15 protein-coding genes and 1 pseudogene are annotated in these 14,928 nt (G+C 67.9%); 1 reads left to right on the plus strand and 15 read right to left on the minus strand.

Going from position 1 to position 14,928, the window contains the following annotated elements; genetic code table 11:
• Window positions 1-241 precede the first annotated feature (241 nt).
• From rpsO to rimP, 11 genes are all read right to left on the minus strand, one after another.
• Window positions 242-511 (minus strand): 30S ribosomal protein S15, encoded by a 270-nt coding sequence (rpsO, locus tag ASD38_RS00575; RefSeq protein ID WP_056437057.1) that lies wholly within the window; start codon window positions 509-511, stop codon window positions 242-244.
• 14 nt (window positions 512-525) lie between these two features.
• Window positions 526-1,458 (minus strand): tRNA pseudouridine(55) synthase TruB, encoded by a 933-nt coding sequence (gene truB, locus ASD38_RS00580; protein ID WP_056456746.1) that lies wholly within the window; start codon window positions 1,456-1,458, stop codon window positions 526-528.
• Window positions 1,458-1,964 (minus strand): 30S ribosome-binding factor RbfA, encoded by a 507-nt coding sequence (gene rbfA, locus ASD38_RS00585; RefSeq protein WP_056437055.1) that lies wholly within the window; start codon window positions 1,962-1,964, stop codon window positions 1,458-1,460. Before rbfA ends, truB begins: the two co-directional genes overlap by 1 nt.
• A gap of 278 nt (window positions 1,965-2,242) precedes the next feature.
• Window positions 2,243-3,031, minus strand: a complete 789-nt coding sequence (locus ASD38_RS00590) for a dienelactone hydrolase family protein (RefSeq protein WP_082560636.1) — start codon at window positions 3,029-3,031, stop codon at window positions 2,243-2,245.
• 317 nt (window positions 3,032-3,348) lie between these two features.
• Complete coding sequence (locus tag ASD38_RS00595; protein ID WP_056458195.1) at window positions 3,349-3,912, minus strand: hypothetical protein; 564 nt, start codon at window positions 3,910-3,912, stop codon at window positions 3,349-3,351.
• A gap of 20 nt (window positions 3,913-3,932) precedes the next feature.
• The gene (locus tag ASD38_RS00600; RefSeq protein ID WP_056456752.1) at window positions 3,933-4,445 is read right to left on the minus strand and encodes a DUF2939 domain-containing protein; all 513 of its coding nucleotides are present in this window, start codon (window positions 4,443-4,445) and stop codon (window positions 3,933-3,935) included.
• Window positions 4,446-4,497: 52 nt separating this feature from the next.
• Window positions 4,498-4,902, minus strand: coding sequence for a hypothetical protein (locus ASD38_RS00605; RefSeq protein ID WP_056437051.1), 405 nt, complete (start codon window positions 4,900-4,902; stop codon window positions 4,498-4,500).
• Window positions 4,903-4,979: 77 nt separating this feature from the next.
• Window positions 4,980-8,090 carry a translation initiation factor IF-2 gene (gene infB, locus ASD38_RS00610; protein WP_056437048.1) on the minus strand — a complete coding sequence of 1,037 codons (3,111 nt, stop codon included), beginning with the start codon at window positions 8,088-8,090 and terminating at the stop codon, window positions 4,980-4,982.
• Window positions 8,091-8,280: 190 nt separating this feature from the next.
• The gene (locus ASD38_RS00615) at window positions 8,281-8,946 is read right to left on the minus strand and encodes an RNA-binding protein (protein WP_056456757.1); all 666 of its coding nucleotides are present in this window, start codon (window positions 8,944-8,946) and stop codon (window positions 8,281-8,283) included.
• Window positions 8,947-8,999: 53 nt separating this feature from the next.
• The gene (gene nusA, locus ASD38_RS00620; protein ID WP_056456760.1) at window positions 9,000-10,682 is read right to left on the minus strand and encodes a transcription termination factor NusA; all 1,683 of its coding nucleotides are present in this window, start codon (window positions 10,680-10,682) and stop codon (window positions 9,000-9,002) included.
• A 2-nt stretch (window positions 10,683-10,684) separates the two neighbouring features.
• Complete coding sequence (rimP, locus tag ASD38_RS00625; RefSeq protein WP_056437044.1) at window positions 10,685-11,284, minus strand: ribosome maturation factor RimP; 600 nt, start codon at window positions 11,282-11,284, stop codon at window positions 10,685-10,687.
• Between the two features lie 274 nt (window positions 11,285-11,558).
• Here rimP and ppa point away from each other — a divergent pair, with 274 nt between their 5' ends.
• Window positions 11,559-12,092 carry an inorganic diphosphatase gene (gene ppa, locus ASD38_RS00630; RefSeq protein ID WP_056437041.1) on the plus strand — a complete coding sequence of 178 codons (534 nt, stop codon included), beginning with the start codon at window positions 11,559-11,561 and terminating at the stop codon, window positions 12,090-12,092.
• Between the two features lie 134 nt (window positions 12,093-12,226).
• On the opposite strand, the gene trmB is transcribed toward ppa, so the two are convergent.
• The 4 genes and pseudogenes from trmB to ASD38_RS00645 form a co-directional block, all read right to left on the minus strand.
• Entirely contained in the window at window positions 12,227-12,907 is a 681-nt protein-coding gene (trmB, locus tag ASD38_RS00635; RefSeq protein ID WP_056458199.1) for a tRNA (guanosine(46)-N7)-methyltransferase TrmB, read from the minus strand.
• A 42-nt stretch (window positions 12,908-12,949) separates the two neighbouring features.
• A pseudogene (locus ASD38_RS25015) lies at window positions 12,950-13,061 on the minus strand (hypothetical protein); the annotation flags it as partial.
• A gap of 71 nt (window positions 13,062-13,132) precedes the next feature.
• Entirely contained in the window at window positions 13,133-14,356 is a 1,224-nt protein-coding gene (gene metK, locus ASD38_RS00640) for a methionine adenosyltransferase (RefSeq protein WP_056437040.1), read from the minus strand.
• Window positions 14,357-14,479: 123 nt separating this feature from the next.
• Complete coding sequence (locus ASD38_RS00645) at window positions 14,480-14,914, minus strand: helix-turn-helix domain-containing protein (RefSeq protein WP_056437038.1); 435 nt, start codon at window positions 14,912-14,914, stop codon at window positions 14,480-14,482.
• Window positions 14,915-14,928 lie beyond the last annotated feature (14 nt).

Consider the following 14,928-nt stretch of genomic DNA (forward strand, 5'->3'; position numbering starts at 1 on the left):
GCTTCTTTCGGTTCCGAAGGACCCATTTCCTTCAGGACGGACAGGGGCGGGCGGCCGAATGGCGGTCCCGAGGTTTCCTCATCCAGTTCGACAGGCTCCCGACGATCGTGATCCTCGGACGTACATTCGGTCCCGCGATGTGCGGTCCCGCAGCGGTCATCCGTTTCAGCCTGTCTTGAAACGGCGACTAGAAATGCATTTCGCCGCCCCACTCGCGTAGGGCGGCGAAATCGCGCCTAGACTAGCGGCGCAGACCCAGCTTTTCGATGAGGACCGTGTAACGGCCCAGATCGGACTTCTTCAGGTGGTCGAGGAGGCTGCGACGCTGGGAAACCATCATCAACAGACCACGACGGCTGTGGTTGTCCTTCTTGTGGGTCTTGAAGTGCTCGGTCAGGTTGGCGATGCGCTCGGAGAGGATCGCGACCTGGACTTCGGCGCTGCCGGTGTCACCCTCGGTGCGGGCGTGTTCGGCGATAAGAGCGGTCTTGCGCTCGGCAGTGATCGACATCGGGTTGTCTCCGCTCAGGTGAGTTGGAAGACCCGCACCGGATTGAGCTTTCCGGCGCGCATCTCGCACAAGGCCACCAGCCTCCCTCCGGACATGGCGGAAACGGTGCGATCACCGGGCGTGAGCTCGGTTTTCAGCGTTTCAACCTGCCTTGGGAGCAGAACGATGGCGCGTCCTTGCGCAAGCCGGAAGGCGTCTTCATCGGTCACGGCCAGCGCCGGGATGTCGTCCAGCGCGGTCTCGACCGGAAGCAATGCCTCCGACAGGCGCGCCTCATAGCTCAAATTCTCCAGGGTTTCCAGGCCTATCGCCGAATCCTCGCCGAACCGGCCGACTCTCGTCCGGCGAAGCTGGTCGACGTGACCGCAGGCGCCGAGCGCCGCGGCCAGGTCGCGGACCACGGCGCGGACATAGGTGCCCTTGCCGCATTCCATCTCCAGCTCGATGTGATCGGCGTCTGGACAAGCGCTGACGCGCAGGGCGTGGACGACGACTTTGCGGGTCTTCAGCTCGAACTCGACGCCCTCGCGGGCCAGGTCGTAGGCGCGCTCGCCGTCGACCTTGATGGCCGAATAGTTGGGCGGCACCTGATCGATCTCGCCGACGAAGGCGGGAAGCGCGGCCTCGACCTGCTCGCGGGTCGGGCGCACGTCGCTGCTGTCGGTCGTCTCGCCTTCACGATCCAGCGTGGTGGTCGAACGCCCCCACTGGATCATGAAGCGATAGGCCTTGTCGGCGTCCATCAGGAACGGGACGGTCTTGGTCGCCTCGCCCAGGGCCAGGGGCAGGATGCCGGTGGCCAGCGGGTCCAGCGTGCCGGCGTGGCCGGCCTTCTGGGCGTTGAACGCCCGGCGCACGCGACTGACGGCACTGGTCGAGGTCAGGTCGTAGGGCTTGTCCAGGCAAACCCAGCCGGAAATGGCGTCGCCCTTCTTGCGGCGCGCCATCAGGCTTCCTCGTCACCAAGCTCGTTGGGGGCCACGTCGCTCAGGCGGCGCACGTCCTGAACCACGCGCGGGTCCGCGAACAGGCGATCCATGTAGGTGGCCGAGTTGAAGGTCTCGTCGTGCAGGAACTTCAGGTCGGGCGTGAATTTCATGTCGATGACCTTGGCCAGGCGCCCCCGCAGGAACTTGGTCAGGCGGTTGAGGCCGGCCACCACCTCGGCGGGACTGCCCGGCACGACCACTGTGCGCGAGGGCGAGGACGGCTCGCGCTCGATCTGCGGCGCGATGCTGGCCCCCAGGGGCTCGACGAAGCAGATGGCGTGCTTGAGGTCGGCGCTCATTCGCACTTCGGAGATGGTCACCGAAATGCCCTGCAGGGCCGGATCGACCAGGTCTTCCTCGCGCAGGATCTCGACCAGGGCGTGGCGGATCAGCTCGCCGGCCCGCAGCTGACGCTGCGACGGACCCACGGGTCCGCTCTTCTTGTTTTCGGAATGGCGCTTCATGGCGCGGTCGCCTCGATGCCCGGCCGGCGGATCGAACGCCGGGTCGCGGGGAGAAATAGGAGGCGGGTGTCTAGGCGCGTGGGGGGCAAAAGTCCAGTGCGGGGACTGGCTTAGGTCCTATGGCCTCTTTTTGATCCGCTCATCCCGGCGAATGCCGGGACCCAGATGGAATGGCGGTGTGGCTGACGCCAAAAGCGTTGAGCTCTTCCAATCACCCTCTCCGCTATGGGATCTGGGTCCCGGCATTCGCCGGGATGAGCGGATTGAGTGGGGCTGCTCTACGCTCCCGTCCGCTCCCGGAAGAAGTCCAGCACCCGGCGGTGGACCTTCATGGTCTCGCCGTCCGGGTCGTCGCGGTTCAGGTGCAGGGTCAGCACCGAGTGCGGGGCGCGGCCGGTTCCCTTGCGGGCCGAGGCGTCGGACAGGGTGTGCAGCTCGGCCCGGGGCCCCAGCTCGCGCGCCAGGGTCTGGAACCGGGCGCAGGGCACGATGGCGTCGCCCTCGAAGCGCAGGGCCAGCAGCGACAGATCCTCGGCCTCCATCCGCGCCTTGGCGGTCGCCAGCTCGGCCGGCGAACAGTCCAGCGCCGCCGCGCCCTTCTTGCCCAGCGGCAGCGAGGGCTGGGACAGCACCGGCGCCACCACCGATGGCTCGGTCATCATCGCCAGGGCGAAGCCGCCAGTGAAGCACATGCCCACCGCCCCCACGCCCTTGCCGCCGCATTCGGCGTGGGCCTTGCGCGCCAGGGCCCGCAGCCAGTCGACGATCGGGCTGGAGCGCCCGCCGGCCCAGGCGGTGAACTCACGGCGCACGCACAGGGTCTTGGCGATCACGCCGATCGCGTAGCCGGTCGAGACTGGTCGCCCGGGCTCGCCGAACAGGCTGGGGCAGAACACCGTCATGCCCTCGGCCGCCACGTCGCGGGCGAAGTCCAGCACCAGCGGATGCAGGCCGGGGATCTCGTGGATGACGATCACCGCCGGGCCGGAGCCGATGCGATAGACCGGACGGGTCCAGCGCCCGTCGTCGAACTCGAACTTCGTGAACCCCGCCAGCGCCTCGCCCATGTCCGCCCCCTGCCCTGTTTGCGCGAGCATGGCACAGGGCGAACGCCGTTCTCAAAGGAAACCGTGGAGGACGCCAGCCGCGCCGCCTGGGGCGTATCAACATTCAAACCCGCCCCCCAATTATCCGTCATTCCCGCCCTTGTGGCGGGAACCCCTGGTTCAGTTGGCGGGACAGCGCCTTGGCGCGCTGGCGCGCCACACCACTGCACCTGCGACCGTGAGAGGGGTTCCCGCCACAAGGGCGGGAATGACGGGATGAAAAGGGGAACGGTCCAGAACCGAACCAAGCCGCCAGACGCGATGAATATCGACAGGCCCTAGCCCGGTCCGCTGCCGCCGCTCCAGTCCTCCATCGGGTCGGGCAGGCTGCCGTTCGGCAGCTTCCATTCGCCCCGGTACGAGAAGTCCAGCGTGCCGCACAGCCTGGCCTGGCCGCCCTTGGGGTCGTCGCCGAACGCCTGGACGCGCAGATCCCGGTGGATGGCCAGCTTGCTGAAGCTCAGCCACAGCCGCTTGGAACCCGGGCAGAAGGCGCGGATGTAGATCCTGCCCTGTTCGAACTTGGGATCGATCTCGTACAGCGCCGCGTCGGCGTCGCCACCGCTGATCGCCTTCAGTCCGCCGGGACCCAGGTCCTTTTCGCGGCCGTCGATCAGCCGCCCCTGGACGGGCACCCCTGTGGCCAGGACCTTCTCGATCCGCGTCCCGGTCAGCTTCTTGTCGAACAGCACCGTCAGGCCCGCCCCGGTCAGCCGCTTGGCGTCCGCCGAGATCGGATCGTAGGAGTACATCTTGCGCTCGGCGTGGGCCGCGCCCGCCGTCCCGGCCGCCAAGCACGTCAACACAAGGCCCAGAGCGACCTTCAGGCCTGTCTTGCGCACGGCCTTGCCCCCCGCCGACCTCACAGCTTCAGATGCCGCTTGGCCGTTTCGGGATCGAAGCCCGACAGCCGCCAGGTCCCGCCCTCCAGGGTGAAGGTCAGCAGGCAGGGGCCGGTCTTGGTCTTGGCCGCGCAGACCTGGTCGGAGCCGATGTAGCGCAGGCCGGCGGCGATGCTGATCCGGTCGGGGATCGGCTTGTCGGGGGTGTAGCCGTAATAGTCGGCCGCGTAGCGGAAGGTCTCGGGCCGGATCAACGCCTCGCCGGCGATGTCGGCGGCCGGGCCGGCCAGGGCGACGAGCGCCGCCTGCCAGCCGCCCAGGTTCGAGCCCCGCGCCTTGCGCACCAGTTGGCTTTCGATCTCGGCCTTCAGGGCCGGACGGTCGACGCGGGCGTCGAACGCGGCGTGGTCGTTGTCGCGGATCGCCACCAGCAGGGCGTGGACGTCGCCGGCCGCGTCGTAGCGGGTGGCCGTGGCGCAGGCCGACAGCGAGACGGCGGCGAGGCTGACGGCGAGGAGGGCTCGGATGCGCATGGCGTTAGGGTTAGGCCCGAAATCGGGCGAATTCCAGTCCGGGCGGCCGAGGTCAGAACTCCGGCGTACAGGCGGGCCGCTCGAGAACCTTGAAATCCGCTCGCACCACCAACCCTTCGGGCGGCACGGCCTCCCCCTTGACGAAGAACAGCAGGTTCTGCGGAAGCGCCATGTACTTCAGTTTCGGGTCGACCGTGATCGAACGGCACTCACCCGTCGGCGCGCAACGATAGACGCCGTGATCTTCCGCCGGAAAGTCTGGATGGAATTCCATCGAGATGACCTGCAGCCGGCTCTCCGCGGGCAAGGGCGCCTCGCCGCCGTCCGGCAGGGTAAGCGTGATCCGCAACGCGCCGCCGAAGCATGTGCCGGGAGGAATCGGGTGCGCGCAGCCGGCCAGACTGAAGACCGCCAGGGCGCCCAGAACACCTCTTCGCGCAGACCGCATGCCGTTCATGGCCGCCCCAGGGTCAAGAAAAAAGACGCGAGCCGGAGCCCGCGCCTTCAATCTTAAGCTGAAGTTTGATCGAACGCCTAGTCGAGTTGGCGCTTGATCTCCTCGACGGTGAAGCACTCGATGGTGTCGCCGACCTTGATGTCCTGGAAGCCGGCGAACATCATGCCGCACTCCTGGCCGGACGGGACCTCGTTGACCTCGTCCTTGAAGCGCTTGAGCGTCGCCAGGGTGCCCAGCTCCAGAACGACGATGTCGTTGCGGATGATCCGGACCTTGGCGCCCTTGCGGACCACGCCCTCGGTGACCTTACAGCCGGCGATCTTGCCGACCTTGGAGATGTCGAAGGCCTGCAGGACTTCGGCGTTGCCGAGGAAGGTTTCGCGTTGGATCGGGGCCAGCATGCCCGAGAGCACGCCTTTGATGTCGTCCAGCAGGTCGTAGATGATCGCGTAGTAGCGGATCTCGACGCCTTCGCGTTCGGCCAGCGCCCGCGCCTGGGCGGAAGCCCGGACGTTAAAGCCGATCAGCGGCGCGCCGGCGCCCTTGGCCAGCATCACGTCGCTTTCGCTGATCGCCCCGGCGCCCGACAGGATGATCCGCGCGCGGACCTCGTCGGTCGACATGGCGTCCAGCGACCCGATGATCGCCTCGGCCGAGCCCTGCACGTCGGCTTTGATGACCAGCGGCAGCTCGCGGTACTTCTTGTCCTGCAGCTTGGCCATCATGTCGGCCATGCTGGTGGCGCCCGCGCCGACCGGGTGCATCGACTTCTCGCGCTTGAGACGGATGCGGTACTCGGTCAGTTCGCGCGCCCGGGCCTCGTTCTCGACGACCGCGAAAGGGTCGCCGGGCGAAGGCACGCCGTCCAGGCCGAGGATCTCGACCGGGGTGGCGGGACCGGCTTCGGTCAGCTGCTCGTTGCGTTCGTTCAGCAGGGCGCGAACCCGGCCGAACTGGCTGCCGGCCACGACGATGTCGCCGCGCTTCAGCGTGCCGCGCTTGACCAGCACGGTGGAGACCGCGCCGCGGCCCTTGTCGAGCTTGGCCTCGATCACCACGCCGTCGGCGATGCGGTCGGGGTTGGCCTTCAGGTCCAGCACTTCGGCCTGCAGCAGGATGCGCTCGATCAGCTCGTCCAGGCCCTGGCCGGTCTTGGCCGAGACTTCGACGATCTGGGTGTCGCCGCCCAGGCTTTCCACGACGATCTCGTGTTGCAGCAGCTCGTTGACGACCCGCGTGGAGTCGGCGCCGGGCTTGTCCATCTTGTTGACGGCCACGATGATCGGCACTTCGGCGGCCTTGGCGTGTTTGATCGCCTCGATCGTCTGCGGCATGACGCCGTCGTCGCCGGCCACCACCAGGATCACCAGGTCGGTGATGTTGGCGCCGCGAGCCCGCATTTGCGAGAAGGCCGCGTGGCCCGGGGTGTCGAGGAAGGTGACCTTCTGGCCATTTTCCAGACGCACCTGGTAGGCGCCGATGTGCTGGGTGATGCCGCCGTGCTCGCCGCCGGCCACGTCGGCCTTGCGCAGCGCGTCCAGCAGGCTGGTCTTGCCGTGGTCGACGTGACCCATGACGGTGACGACCGGGGGCCGGGGCTCCAGGTGATCGTCGATGTCCTCGGCGCCGATGAAGCCTTCTTCGACGTCGGCTTCCGACACGCGGCGGACGGTGTGGCCGAATTCGGTGGCCACCAGCTCGGCGGTGTCGTTGTCGATGACGTCGTTGATCTTCAGCATCACGCCCTGACGCATCAGGAACTTGATGATCTCGACACCGCGCACGGCCATCCGGTTGGACAGCTCCTGCACGGTGATGACGTCGGGAATGACCACTTCGCGGCTGACCTTGACGACGTCGGCGGGACCGCCGCGGCGCTTTTCCTTCTCACGTTCGCGGGCCCGGCGAACCGAGGCCAGCGAGCGCATGCGGTCGGCGGAATCTCCGTCGCCGGCCACGGTCTGGATGGTCAGGCGGCCTTCGCGGCGAACCGGCGCGCCCTTGGCGCGGCTGACGGCCTTGCCGGGGGCCGCGGCCTTGCGGCGGTCATCGTCCTCCTCGGGCTTGCGACCGATGTCGCTGCCGGGGCGGGGAGCCGAACGCGTGGCGCGCTGGATTTCGGGGGTGGCCGGAGCCGAGGCCGGGACGCCCGGACGGGCGCCGCGCGGACCGCCGGGACCCGGACGGGCGCCGGGCGCCGGGCGCGGGGCCAGAGCCGAGTAGCGGACGGTCTGGGTCGGACGGTCACCTTGCGGACGGTCGCCCTGGGGACGATCGCCTTGCGGACGGTCACCCTGCGGGCGGTCGTTGCGATAGCCGCCGGCGCCCTCGGGACGGGGACCGCGCGGCGGACCGCCGGCGTCGGGACGCGGGGTGCGCTGGTTGTACGGGCCGTCCTGGCGCGGGGCGCGTTGGTTGAACGCCTGCGGGCGGTCGCCCTGGGGCCGATCGCCTTGCGGACGGTCGCCCTGGTGCGCGCCCGGACCCGGACGATAGGTGGTGGTCGACGAGCGGTCGTCGCGACGTTCGCGGCTGGGCTCGTAGGTGCGGGTCTGACCGGCGGCCGGCGGGGCGGCGGGGCGCGGAGCCTCGGCCCGAACCGGCGGCGCGGCCGGAGCCGGCGTCGGAGCCTGGGGCGCGGGAGCGGCCGGAGCCGGGGCCTGAGCCGTCGGGGCGGCGGGCGCTTGAGCGACCGGAGCCGCCGGAGCGGCGGGCGCTTCGGGAGCCGGGGTCGGCGCCGAGGCGGCCTTGGCGGTCGCGGCGGCCTTGGCGGCGGCTTCGCGAGCCGCGGCTTCGGCGGCCGCGGCGCGGGCCGCGGCGGCGTTGCGGTCGGCCGCCTGGCGTTCCTGCTGCTCACGAGCGGCTTCGATGGCGCGCTGGCGGGCCACCATCTCGCTCTGCGACAGACCACCGGCCGAACCGCCCCCTTGGCCGCCCCCTTGGGACGACTGCGGACGCGGGGCGTCGCCTTGGCGGCGCTCGGCCGAGGACGGCGCGGCGAGGTTGCCGGCCGGCTGCACGTGCGGACGCACGCGCTTGGTTTCAACCACCACCGTCTTGGTGCGGCCGTGGCTGAAGCTCTGCTTCACGACGCCGGCGCTGACAGACCCTTGACGGGGCTTCAGCGTGATGGGCGCTCGCCCGCCGGGGTTGGAACCAGGCCGACCGTTATCGTTCTCGTCGCTCATGCGCTCGCTTGTACTTCCGCCGGCGTGGGCCGGCCAAAAACCGTTTGATCCATGCGAGAAAGGGGCCTGGACGTACTTCCCAAAGGAAGCGCGTTTCCCGACCCTTCGCTCAGGAGCGGATCACGCTCCTCATTTCAAGTTCCAGACCTCTGTCGCCGACGAATGAGAGCCATTCGTCGAAGCCAGGGGCCTAGGGCTCCTCGCGCCAACTCGCCGACCAACTCGAGGGAAGGAGTGGGCGGAAGCCTGATAACCGCTCGACGTCCAAAGTCCAGCGATCAGTGCCGCGCCCGGCAAGGAGCGCCGTGTGTATCACATTCTCCCCACCCAAGGCCAAACCCAATTCGTCCGAGCTGAACATCCCGCAGATTTTGGGACTGTTCGGGGCCTTGTGGACCGCGGTGAGAATCTTTCGGCGACCGTCCCCAGCGCCGTCGGACGCCTCGATCAACCAGGCGGTCTTTCCCGAGGCCAGGGCCGCGGAGACCTTTTCGAAGCCTGAGATAATCGTTCCGCCGCGCCTTGCAAGCCCCAGACCGTCCAGAACCCGCTTGGTCAGCAGCCGTTCCACCTGGTCGGCCAGATCGGCCGGGGCGGTCAGCTTGGTCTTGGCCGAGCGCGAGAACAGGCCCTTCTTGGCGGCGGTCGTCACCGCCTCGCGGGTGGCGTCGACCCACATGCCGCGGCCAGGCAGCTTGCGCGCCACGTCCGGAACCACCGTCCCGTCGGGCCCGACCACGAACCGCACCAGGCGCGCTTCATCCGTCGCCTCGCCCAGGACGATGTCCTTGCGCAGGCGATTGGCTTCGGCGTGGGTCTTCGCCACGGGGGTATGGGGCGCGTCTGCGTCGGTCATGGGTCTCGAAAGGCGCCGGGCCTCCGACTTTCGTCGGAGGCCCGGATCTCAGATCAGTCTTCCTTGGTTTCTTCGGCCGGTTCGTCGGCGACGACCTCTTCCGAGACCTCGGCCGGCTCCTCGCCCGCCTCTTCCTCGAACTCGGCTTCTTCCTCGACATATTCCGGCTCGGGCGGAGCCTCGACCCAGCCCATGACGACGCGGGCGCGCATGATCAGCGCCTCAGCGTCCTCCGGCGACAGGTTGAAGCTGTCCAGGATGCCGGCTTCGCGCACGCGCTCGCCGTCCTTGGTCTCGAACCAGCCGCGCAGGTCGTCGGGGATCAGGCCGGCCAGGTCCTCGACCGACTTGACGTCGCCCTCGCCCAGGGCCACGGCCACGGGCAGGGTGACGCCTTCGATCTCGAGCAGGCTGTCCTCGACGCCCAGCTCCAGACGCTTGGCGTCCAGGGCGGCGGCTTCCTTTTCCAGGAATTCGCGCGCGCGGGTCTGCAGCTCGTCGGCGGTCTCGTCGTCGAAGCCCTCGATGGCCGCGATCTCATGCGGCTCGACATAGGCGACGTCCTCGACGGCCGCGAAGCCTTCGGTGACCAGCAGCTGGGCGATGACCTCGTCGACGTCCAGGGCTTCCTGGAACAGGGCCGTGCGCTCGGAGAACTCGCGCTGGCGGCGCTCGCTTTCCTGGCTTTCGGTCATGATGTCGATCTGCCAGCCGGTCAGCTGCGAGGCGAGGCGCACGTTCTGGCCGCGGCGGCCGATGGCCAGCGACAGCTGCTCGTCCGGCACCACGACTTCGACGCGCTCGTCTTCCTCGTCCATGACGACCTTGGAGACTTCGGCCGGAGCCAGGGCGTTGACGATGAAGGTCGCCTCGTCCTCGGACCACTGGATGATGTCGATCTTCTCGCCCTGCAGCTCGGCCACCACGGCCTGCACGCGCGAGCCGCGCATGCCGACGCAGGCGCCGACCGGGTCGATGCTGGAGTCGTTGGAGATCACGGCCATCTTGGCGCGCGAGCCCGGGTCGCGGGCCACGGCGCGGATCTCGATGACGCCGTCATAGACTTCCGGCACTTCCTGCGCGAACAGCTTGGCCATGAAGCCGCCGTGGGCGCGCGACAGCATGATCTGCGGACCCTTGGTCTCGCGGCGGACGTCGTAGATGTAGGCGCGGATGCGGTCGCCGACGTTGAAGTTCTCGCGCGGGATCGACTGGTCGCGGCGCATGATGCCTTCGCCGCGGCCCAGGTCGACGATGACGTTGCCGTATTCGACGCGCTTGACGCTGCCGTTGACGATCTCGCCGGCGCGATCCTTGTACTCGTCGTACTGGCGCTCGCGCTCGGCTTCGCGGACCTTATGCATGACGACCTGGCGGGCCATCTGGGTCTGGACGCGGCCGATCTCGAACGGCGGCAGGCTTTCCTCGTAGATCTTGCCGACCTCGGCGTCGCGCCAGGTGCGCTTGGCCGACGACAGCTGGACCTTGCCGATCTCGCCTTCCAGCTCGAAGTCGTCCGACACGACCTCGATCACCCGCTTCTGGGTGGTCTCGCCGGTGCGCGGGTCGATCTTGACGCGGATGTCGTGCTCGGCGCCGTAGCGGGCGCGGGCGGCCTTCTGCAGCGCGTCCTCGATCGCCTCGATGACGACTTCCTTCTCGATGCCTTTTTCACGCGCGACCGCGTCGGCGATCTGCAGCAGCTCGAGGCGGTTGGCGGAGATGCCGATAGCCATGGTCAGTCCTCTTCACTTTCGGACAGGTCAATGTCGTCGGCGTGGTCTTCGCCGAGGTTTTCGTCCGCGTCGGCGCCATCGGCCCCAACGCGGGCGGCGCGCTGTTGGGCGCCCCGCTTCATCAGTTCGTCGTTCAACACCAGCTTGGCGTCGACGATCCATTCGAACGGGAAATAGACGGTGGTGTCGTCCTCGCCCTCGAGGTTCAGCCCCACCTGGCCGTCCTCGACGCCGGCCAGCTCGCCCTTGAAGCGCTTGCGGCCCTCGGCGACCCGGTCCAGCTCGATGCGGATCTCGAGGCCGGCATAGGTGTCGAAGTCCTTCAGCCGGGTCAGCGGGCGGTCGACGCCCGGGCTGGAGACTTCCAGGGTGTATTCGCCGGTGATCGGGTCGGCGGCGTCCATGATCTCGGAAATGGCGCGCGACAGCCTGGCGCAGTCCTCGACGTTCATGTCGCCGTCCGGTCGTTCGGCCATGATCTGCAGGCGACGCTGCTCGGCCCCGCCCATCAGGCGCAGGCGGACGATCTCGTAGCCGACGGACTCGGCGACGGGATCCAGCAGTTCGACCAGACCGATATCTTCCTGCGTCTTGCCGCGCACGGTTCTCTCAACTCGTTGGCGGCCGCCCGACGCTCGACAAAAGCCAAGCTGGCGAACGGCCAAAGAAAAAGCGGCAGCCTTTCGGGCCGCCGCTCGAAAGCGCTATCAGCGCTGACGGACGATGTAGGAGCTATATAGCGCGATGTTTGGGCCGTTGGAAGCCCCTGCCGTCGCGAGGCGTCGTCGCCCCTTCCGCATTGCAGCACTTGTGGCCTATAAGCGCCCCCGCGCAGGCCCGCCTCCCCGCGGGACCTCTCCCACACGAAGAGTCACAATGGACCTCTCCAAGATCGCCGTCGGCGTGAACCCGCCGTACGACCTGAACGCCGTCATCGAGATCCCGCAAGGCGGCGAGCCGGTGAAGTACGAGATCGACAAGGCCAGCGGCGCGCTGATGGTCGACCGCTTCCTGCACACGGCGATGTTCTACCCGGCCAATTACGGCTTCATCCCCCACACCCTGGCCGACGACGGCGACCCGGCCGACATCATGGTCGTGGGCCCGACCCCGGTGGTGCCCGGCGCGATCATCCGCTGCCGCCCGATCGGCGCCCTGATGATGGTCGACGAGGCCGGTTGCGACGAAAAGATCCTGGCCGTGCCGGTCGACAAGCTGCACCCGTTCTATACGGGCGTGTCCAGCTGGCGCGACCTGCCGGTGATCCTGACCGAGCAGATCGCCCACTTCTTCCAGCATTACAAGGATCTGGAAAAGGGCAAGTCGACCAAGATCACCGGCTGGGCCGATCCGGAGGAAACCGCCGAGATCATCCGCGCGGCGATCAAGCGGCACGACGAAAGCTACTGATTTGGATTTCTTCCCTCCCCTTTATGGGGAGGGGGGACCAGCGAAGCTGGTGGGTGGGGTCCGCTGACTCGGCAAGCCCCCACCCGACCCTGGCTCCGCCAGGGCCACCCTCCCCGCAAGGGGGAGGGACGAACTCAAGTTCGAACAAAATCCAGGAACACCGGCGCACAGTCGCCCAGCTTCTTTTCCTCGTAGCGGGTGGTCACGTGGTCGGCCGGCGCGGCGTTGCGGTCGGCGTCGGGCTCGGCGAAGCGGAAGGCCGGGTCGGCCAGCACCCGCTCGACCGTCCACTCGGCGTAGTCGGCCCAGTCGGTGGCGAAGCGGAAGGCCGCGCCGGGCTTCAACACCCGCGCCAGCTCGGCCACGAAGGCCGGCTGGATCAGGCGGCGCTTGTTGTGCCGAGCCTTGTGCCAGGGGTCGGGGAACATGATGAAAAGGCGGTCCACCGAGGCGTCCGGCAACCAGCCGACCACGTCGCGGGCGTCGCCCTCGTGGATGCGGACGTTCTTGAGCGCCTGCTCCTCGACGTGACGCACGGCGCTGGCCACGCCGTTGACGAAGGGCTCGGCCCCGATCACCAGCACGTCGGGGCGCTTGCCGGCCTGGGCGGCCATGTGCTCGCCGCCGCCGAAACCGATCTCCAGCCAGACTTCCCTGGCCTCGGGCATCAGGTCGTGAGGCTGGAACGGCGCGGCCGGCACGGCGATCGTCGGCAACAGGCTGTCGAGCAAGGCCTGCTGACGCGGCTTCACCGGCCGAGACTTCAGGCGGCCGAACGAGCGCAGCGGCCCGTGGGGCTGTTGGGGATTGGTCATGGGCGGGGTCTTAGCGGTGATCCTCATAAGAGGCCAGCGGCGCCGCCTGGCGTCCTTCGAGGCCCGCCGCGCGGGCGCCTCGGGATGAGGAATTCAGAAACGCACAAACATCCTCATCCTGAGGTGCGAGGCGAAGCCGAGCCTCGAAGGACGCACGGCCTCAACGAGAACGGACCCCGATCGGATGATCGAGGCCCGCTCCGGTAGATCTGGAAGGGGTGAGGCCTACGCCAGGCCCTTCAGCTCCGACACCAGGTCGGTCTTCTCCCAGGAGAAGCCGCCTTCGTTGTCCGGCGTGCGGCCGAAGTGGCCGTAGGCGGCGGTGCGGGCGTAGATCGGCTTGTTCAGCTGCAGGTGCTCGCGGATCGAGCGCGGGGTGGCGCCGCCGATCAGTTGCGGCAGCAGCTTTTCCAGCGCTTCCGGATCGACCTTGCCGGTGCCGTGCAGGTCGACATGGAACGACACGGGCTGGGCCACGCCGATGGCGTAGGCGATCTGGATGGTGCAGCGGTCGGCCAGACCCGCGGCCACGACGTTCTTGGCCAGGTAGCGACAGGCATAGGCGGCCGAGCGGTCGACCTTGGTCGGATCCTTGCCCGAGAACGCGCCGCCGCCGTGCGGAGCCGCGCCGCCGTAGGTGTCGACGATGATCTTGCGGCCAGTGACGCCGGCGTCGCCGTCCGGACCGCCGATCTCGAAGCGGCCGGTCGGATTGATCAGCCACTGGGTCTTCTTGGTGATCAGGCCTTCCGGGAAGATCGGCAGGATGTGCGGCTTGATCAGGTCCAGCACGCGCTTGGAGGTCGCGGCCTTGCCGTCGATCTTCTTCTTGTGCTGGTGCGACACGACGATCGAGACGACGCGAACCGGCTTGCCGGCGGCGTCGTATTCCAGGGTCACCTGGCTCTTGGCGTCGGGCTCCAGCTCATGCAGCTCGCCGCTGTGGCGCAGCTGAGCCAGGCGGCTGAGGATGTTGTGGCTGTATTGCAGGGTGGCCGGCATCAGCTCCGGGGTCTCGGTGCTGGCGTAGCCGAACATGATGCCCTGGTCGCCGGCGCCTTCGTCCTTCTTGTCCGAGGCGTCCACGCCCTGGGCGATATGAGCCGACTGGCCGTGCAGGTAGTTGGCGTACTTGGCCTTCTCCCAGTGGAAGCCCTTCTGCTCGTAGCCGATGTCCTTGATCGCGGCCCGGACCTTAGGCTCCAGCGACTTGATGATGTCCTTGGTCAGCTGCTTGTTGGCGGCCTTGTCACCGCCGGGCTTGCCGGCCCGGACCTCGCCCGCCAGGACGATGCGGTTGGTGGTGACCAGGGTCTCGCAGGCGACGCGCGCCTCGGGATCGGCGCTCAGGAAGGCGTCGACGACGGTGTCGCTGATCCGGTCGGCGACCTTGTCCGGATGACCTTCGGAAACGCTTTCACTGGTGAAGATGTAAGAAGAACGGCTCAAGGGTCAGCTCCGGACATGACATCGCCCGCACGGACGATCTGCCCGAGGGACCACGTGAACATATAAAGATATGTTTATGTCCGCAAGCCGCCCTGTCCGGCTTTCGCCGGATCAGGGCCAGGATCAGGCTTCCGGTTCTTCCTCGATCATGTCCTCGGCCATCGAGCGGACGAGGTCCAGGATGCGCCGGCGCACGCGGGACTTGCCGATGCGCGGGAACAGCGCGGCCAGCTCCAGACCTTCCGGGGTCATCAGGAAGTCGTGCACGAACTGTTCCGAACCGTTTTCCTCGAAACCCTCGAGGTCCGTGGGATCGGCCAGGCCTTCGAAGAAGTAGGACACCGAAGACTGCAGGCTCTTGGCGATCTCGTAGAGCTTGGACGCGCTGACGCGGTTGGCGCCCCGCTCGTACTTCTGCACCTGCTGGAAGGTCAGGCCGAGATCATCCGCCAAACGCTCTTGGCTGACGCCGAGGATCTTACGCCGCATGCGGATCCGGGCGCCGACGTGCAGGTCGACCGGATTGGGAGAGCGTTCTTGGTCAGGAATCGTGTTCATGCCGTTTCAATCAC

The organism is Caulobacter sp. Root487D2Y (genome assembly GCF_001427165.1).
Classification (GTDB): Bacteria; Pseudomonadota; Alphaproteobacteria; order Caulobacterales; family Caulobacteraceae; genus Caulobacter.

What these genes read in the sequence shown, in the direction of transcription:
- nusA (WP_056456760.1), bottom strand. Translation starts at nt 10,682, where the DNA reads ATGGCTATCGGCATCTCCGCCAACCGCCTCGAGCTGCTGCAGATCGCC.
- ASD38_RS00605 (WP_056437051.1), bottom strand. Translation starts at nt 4,902, where the DNA reads ATGAACGGCATGCGGTCTGCGCGAAGAGGTGTTCTGGGCGCCCTGGCG.
- truB (WP_056456746.1), bottom strand. Translation starts at nt 1,458, where the DNA reads ATGGCGCGCCGCAAGAAGGGCGACGCCATTTCCGGCTGGGTTTGCCTG.
- ASD38_RS00645 (WP_056437038.1), bottom strand. Translation starts at nt 14,914, where the DNA reads ATGAACACGATTCCTGACCAAGAACGCTCTCCCAATCCGGTCGACCTG.
- ASD38_RS00590 (WP_082560636.1), bottom strand. Translation starts at nt 3,031, where the DNA reads ATGGGCGAGGCGCTGGCGGGGTTCACGAAGTTCGAGTTCGACGACGGG.
- infB (WP_056437048.1), bottom strand. Translation starts at nt 8,090, where the DNA reads ATGAGCGACGAGAACGATAACGGTCGGCCTGGTTCCAACCCCGGCGGG.
- rbfA (WP_056437055.1), bottom strand. Translation starts at nt 1,964, where the DNA reads ATGAAGCGCCATTCCGAAAACAAGAAGAGCGGACCCGTGGGTCCGTCG.
- ASD38_RS00615 (WP_056456757.1), bottom strand. Translation starts at nt 8,946, where the DNA reads ATGACCGACGCAGACGCGCCCCATACCCCCGTGGCGAAGACCCACGCC.
- ppa (WP_056437041.1), top strand. Translation starts at nt 11,559, where the DNA reads ATGGACCTCTCCAAGATCGCCGTCGGCGTGAACCCGCCGTACGACCTG.
- ASD38_RS00600 (WP_056456752.1), bottom strand. Translation starts at nt 4,445, where the DNA reads ATGCGCATCCGAGCCCTCCTCGCCGTCAGCCTCGCCGCCGTCTCGCTG.
- trmB (WP_056458199.1), bottom strand. Translation starts at nt 12,907, where the DNA reads ATGACCAATCCCCAACAGCCCCACGGGCCGCTGCGCTCGTTCGGCCGC.
- rpsO (WP_056437057.1), bottom strand. Translation starts at nt 511, where the DNA reads ATGTCGATCACTGCCGAGCGCAAGACCGCTCTTATCGCCGAACACGCC.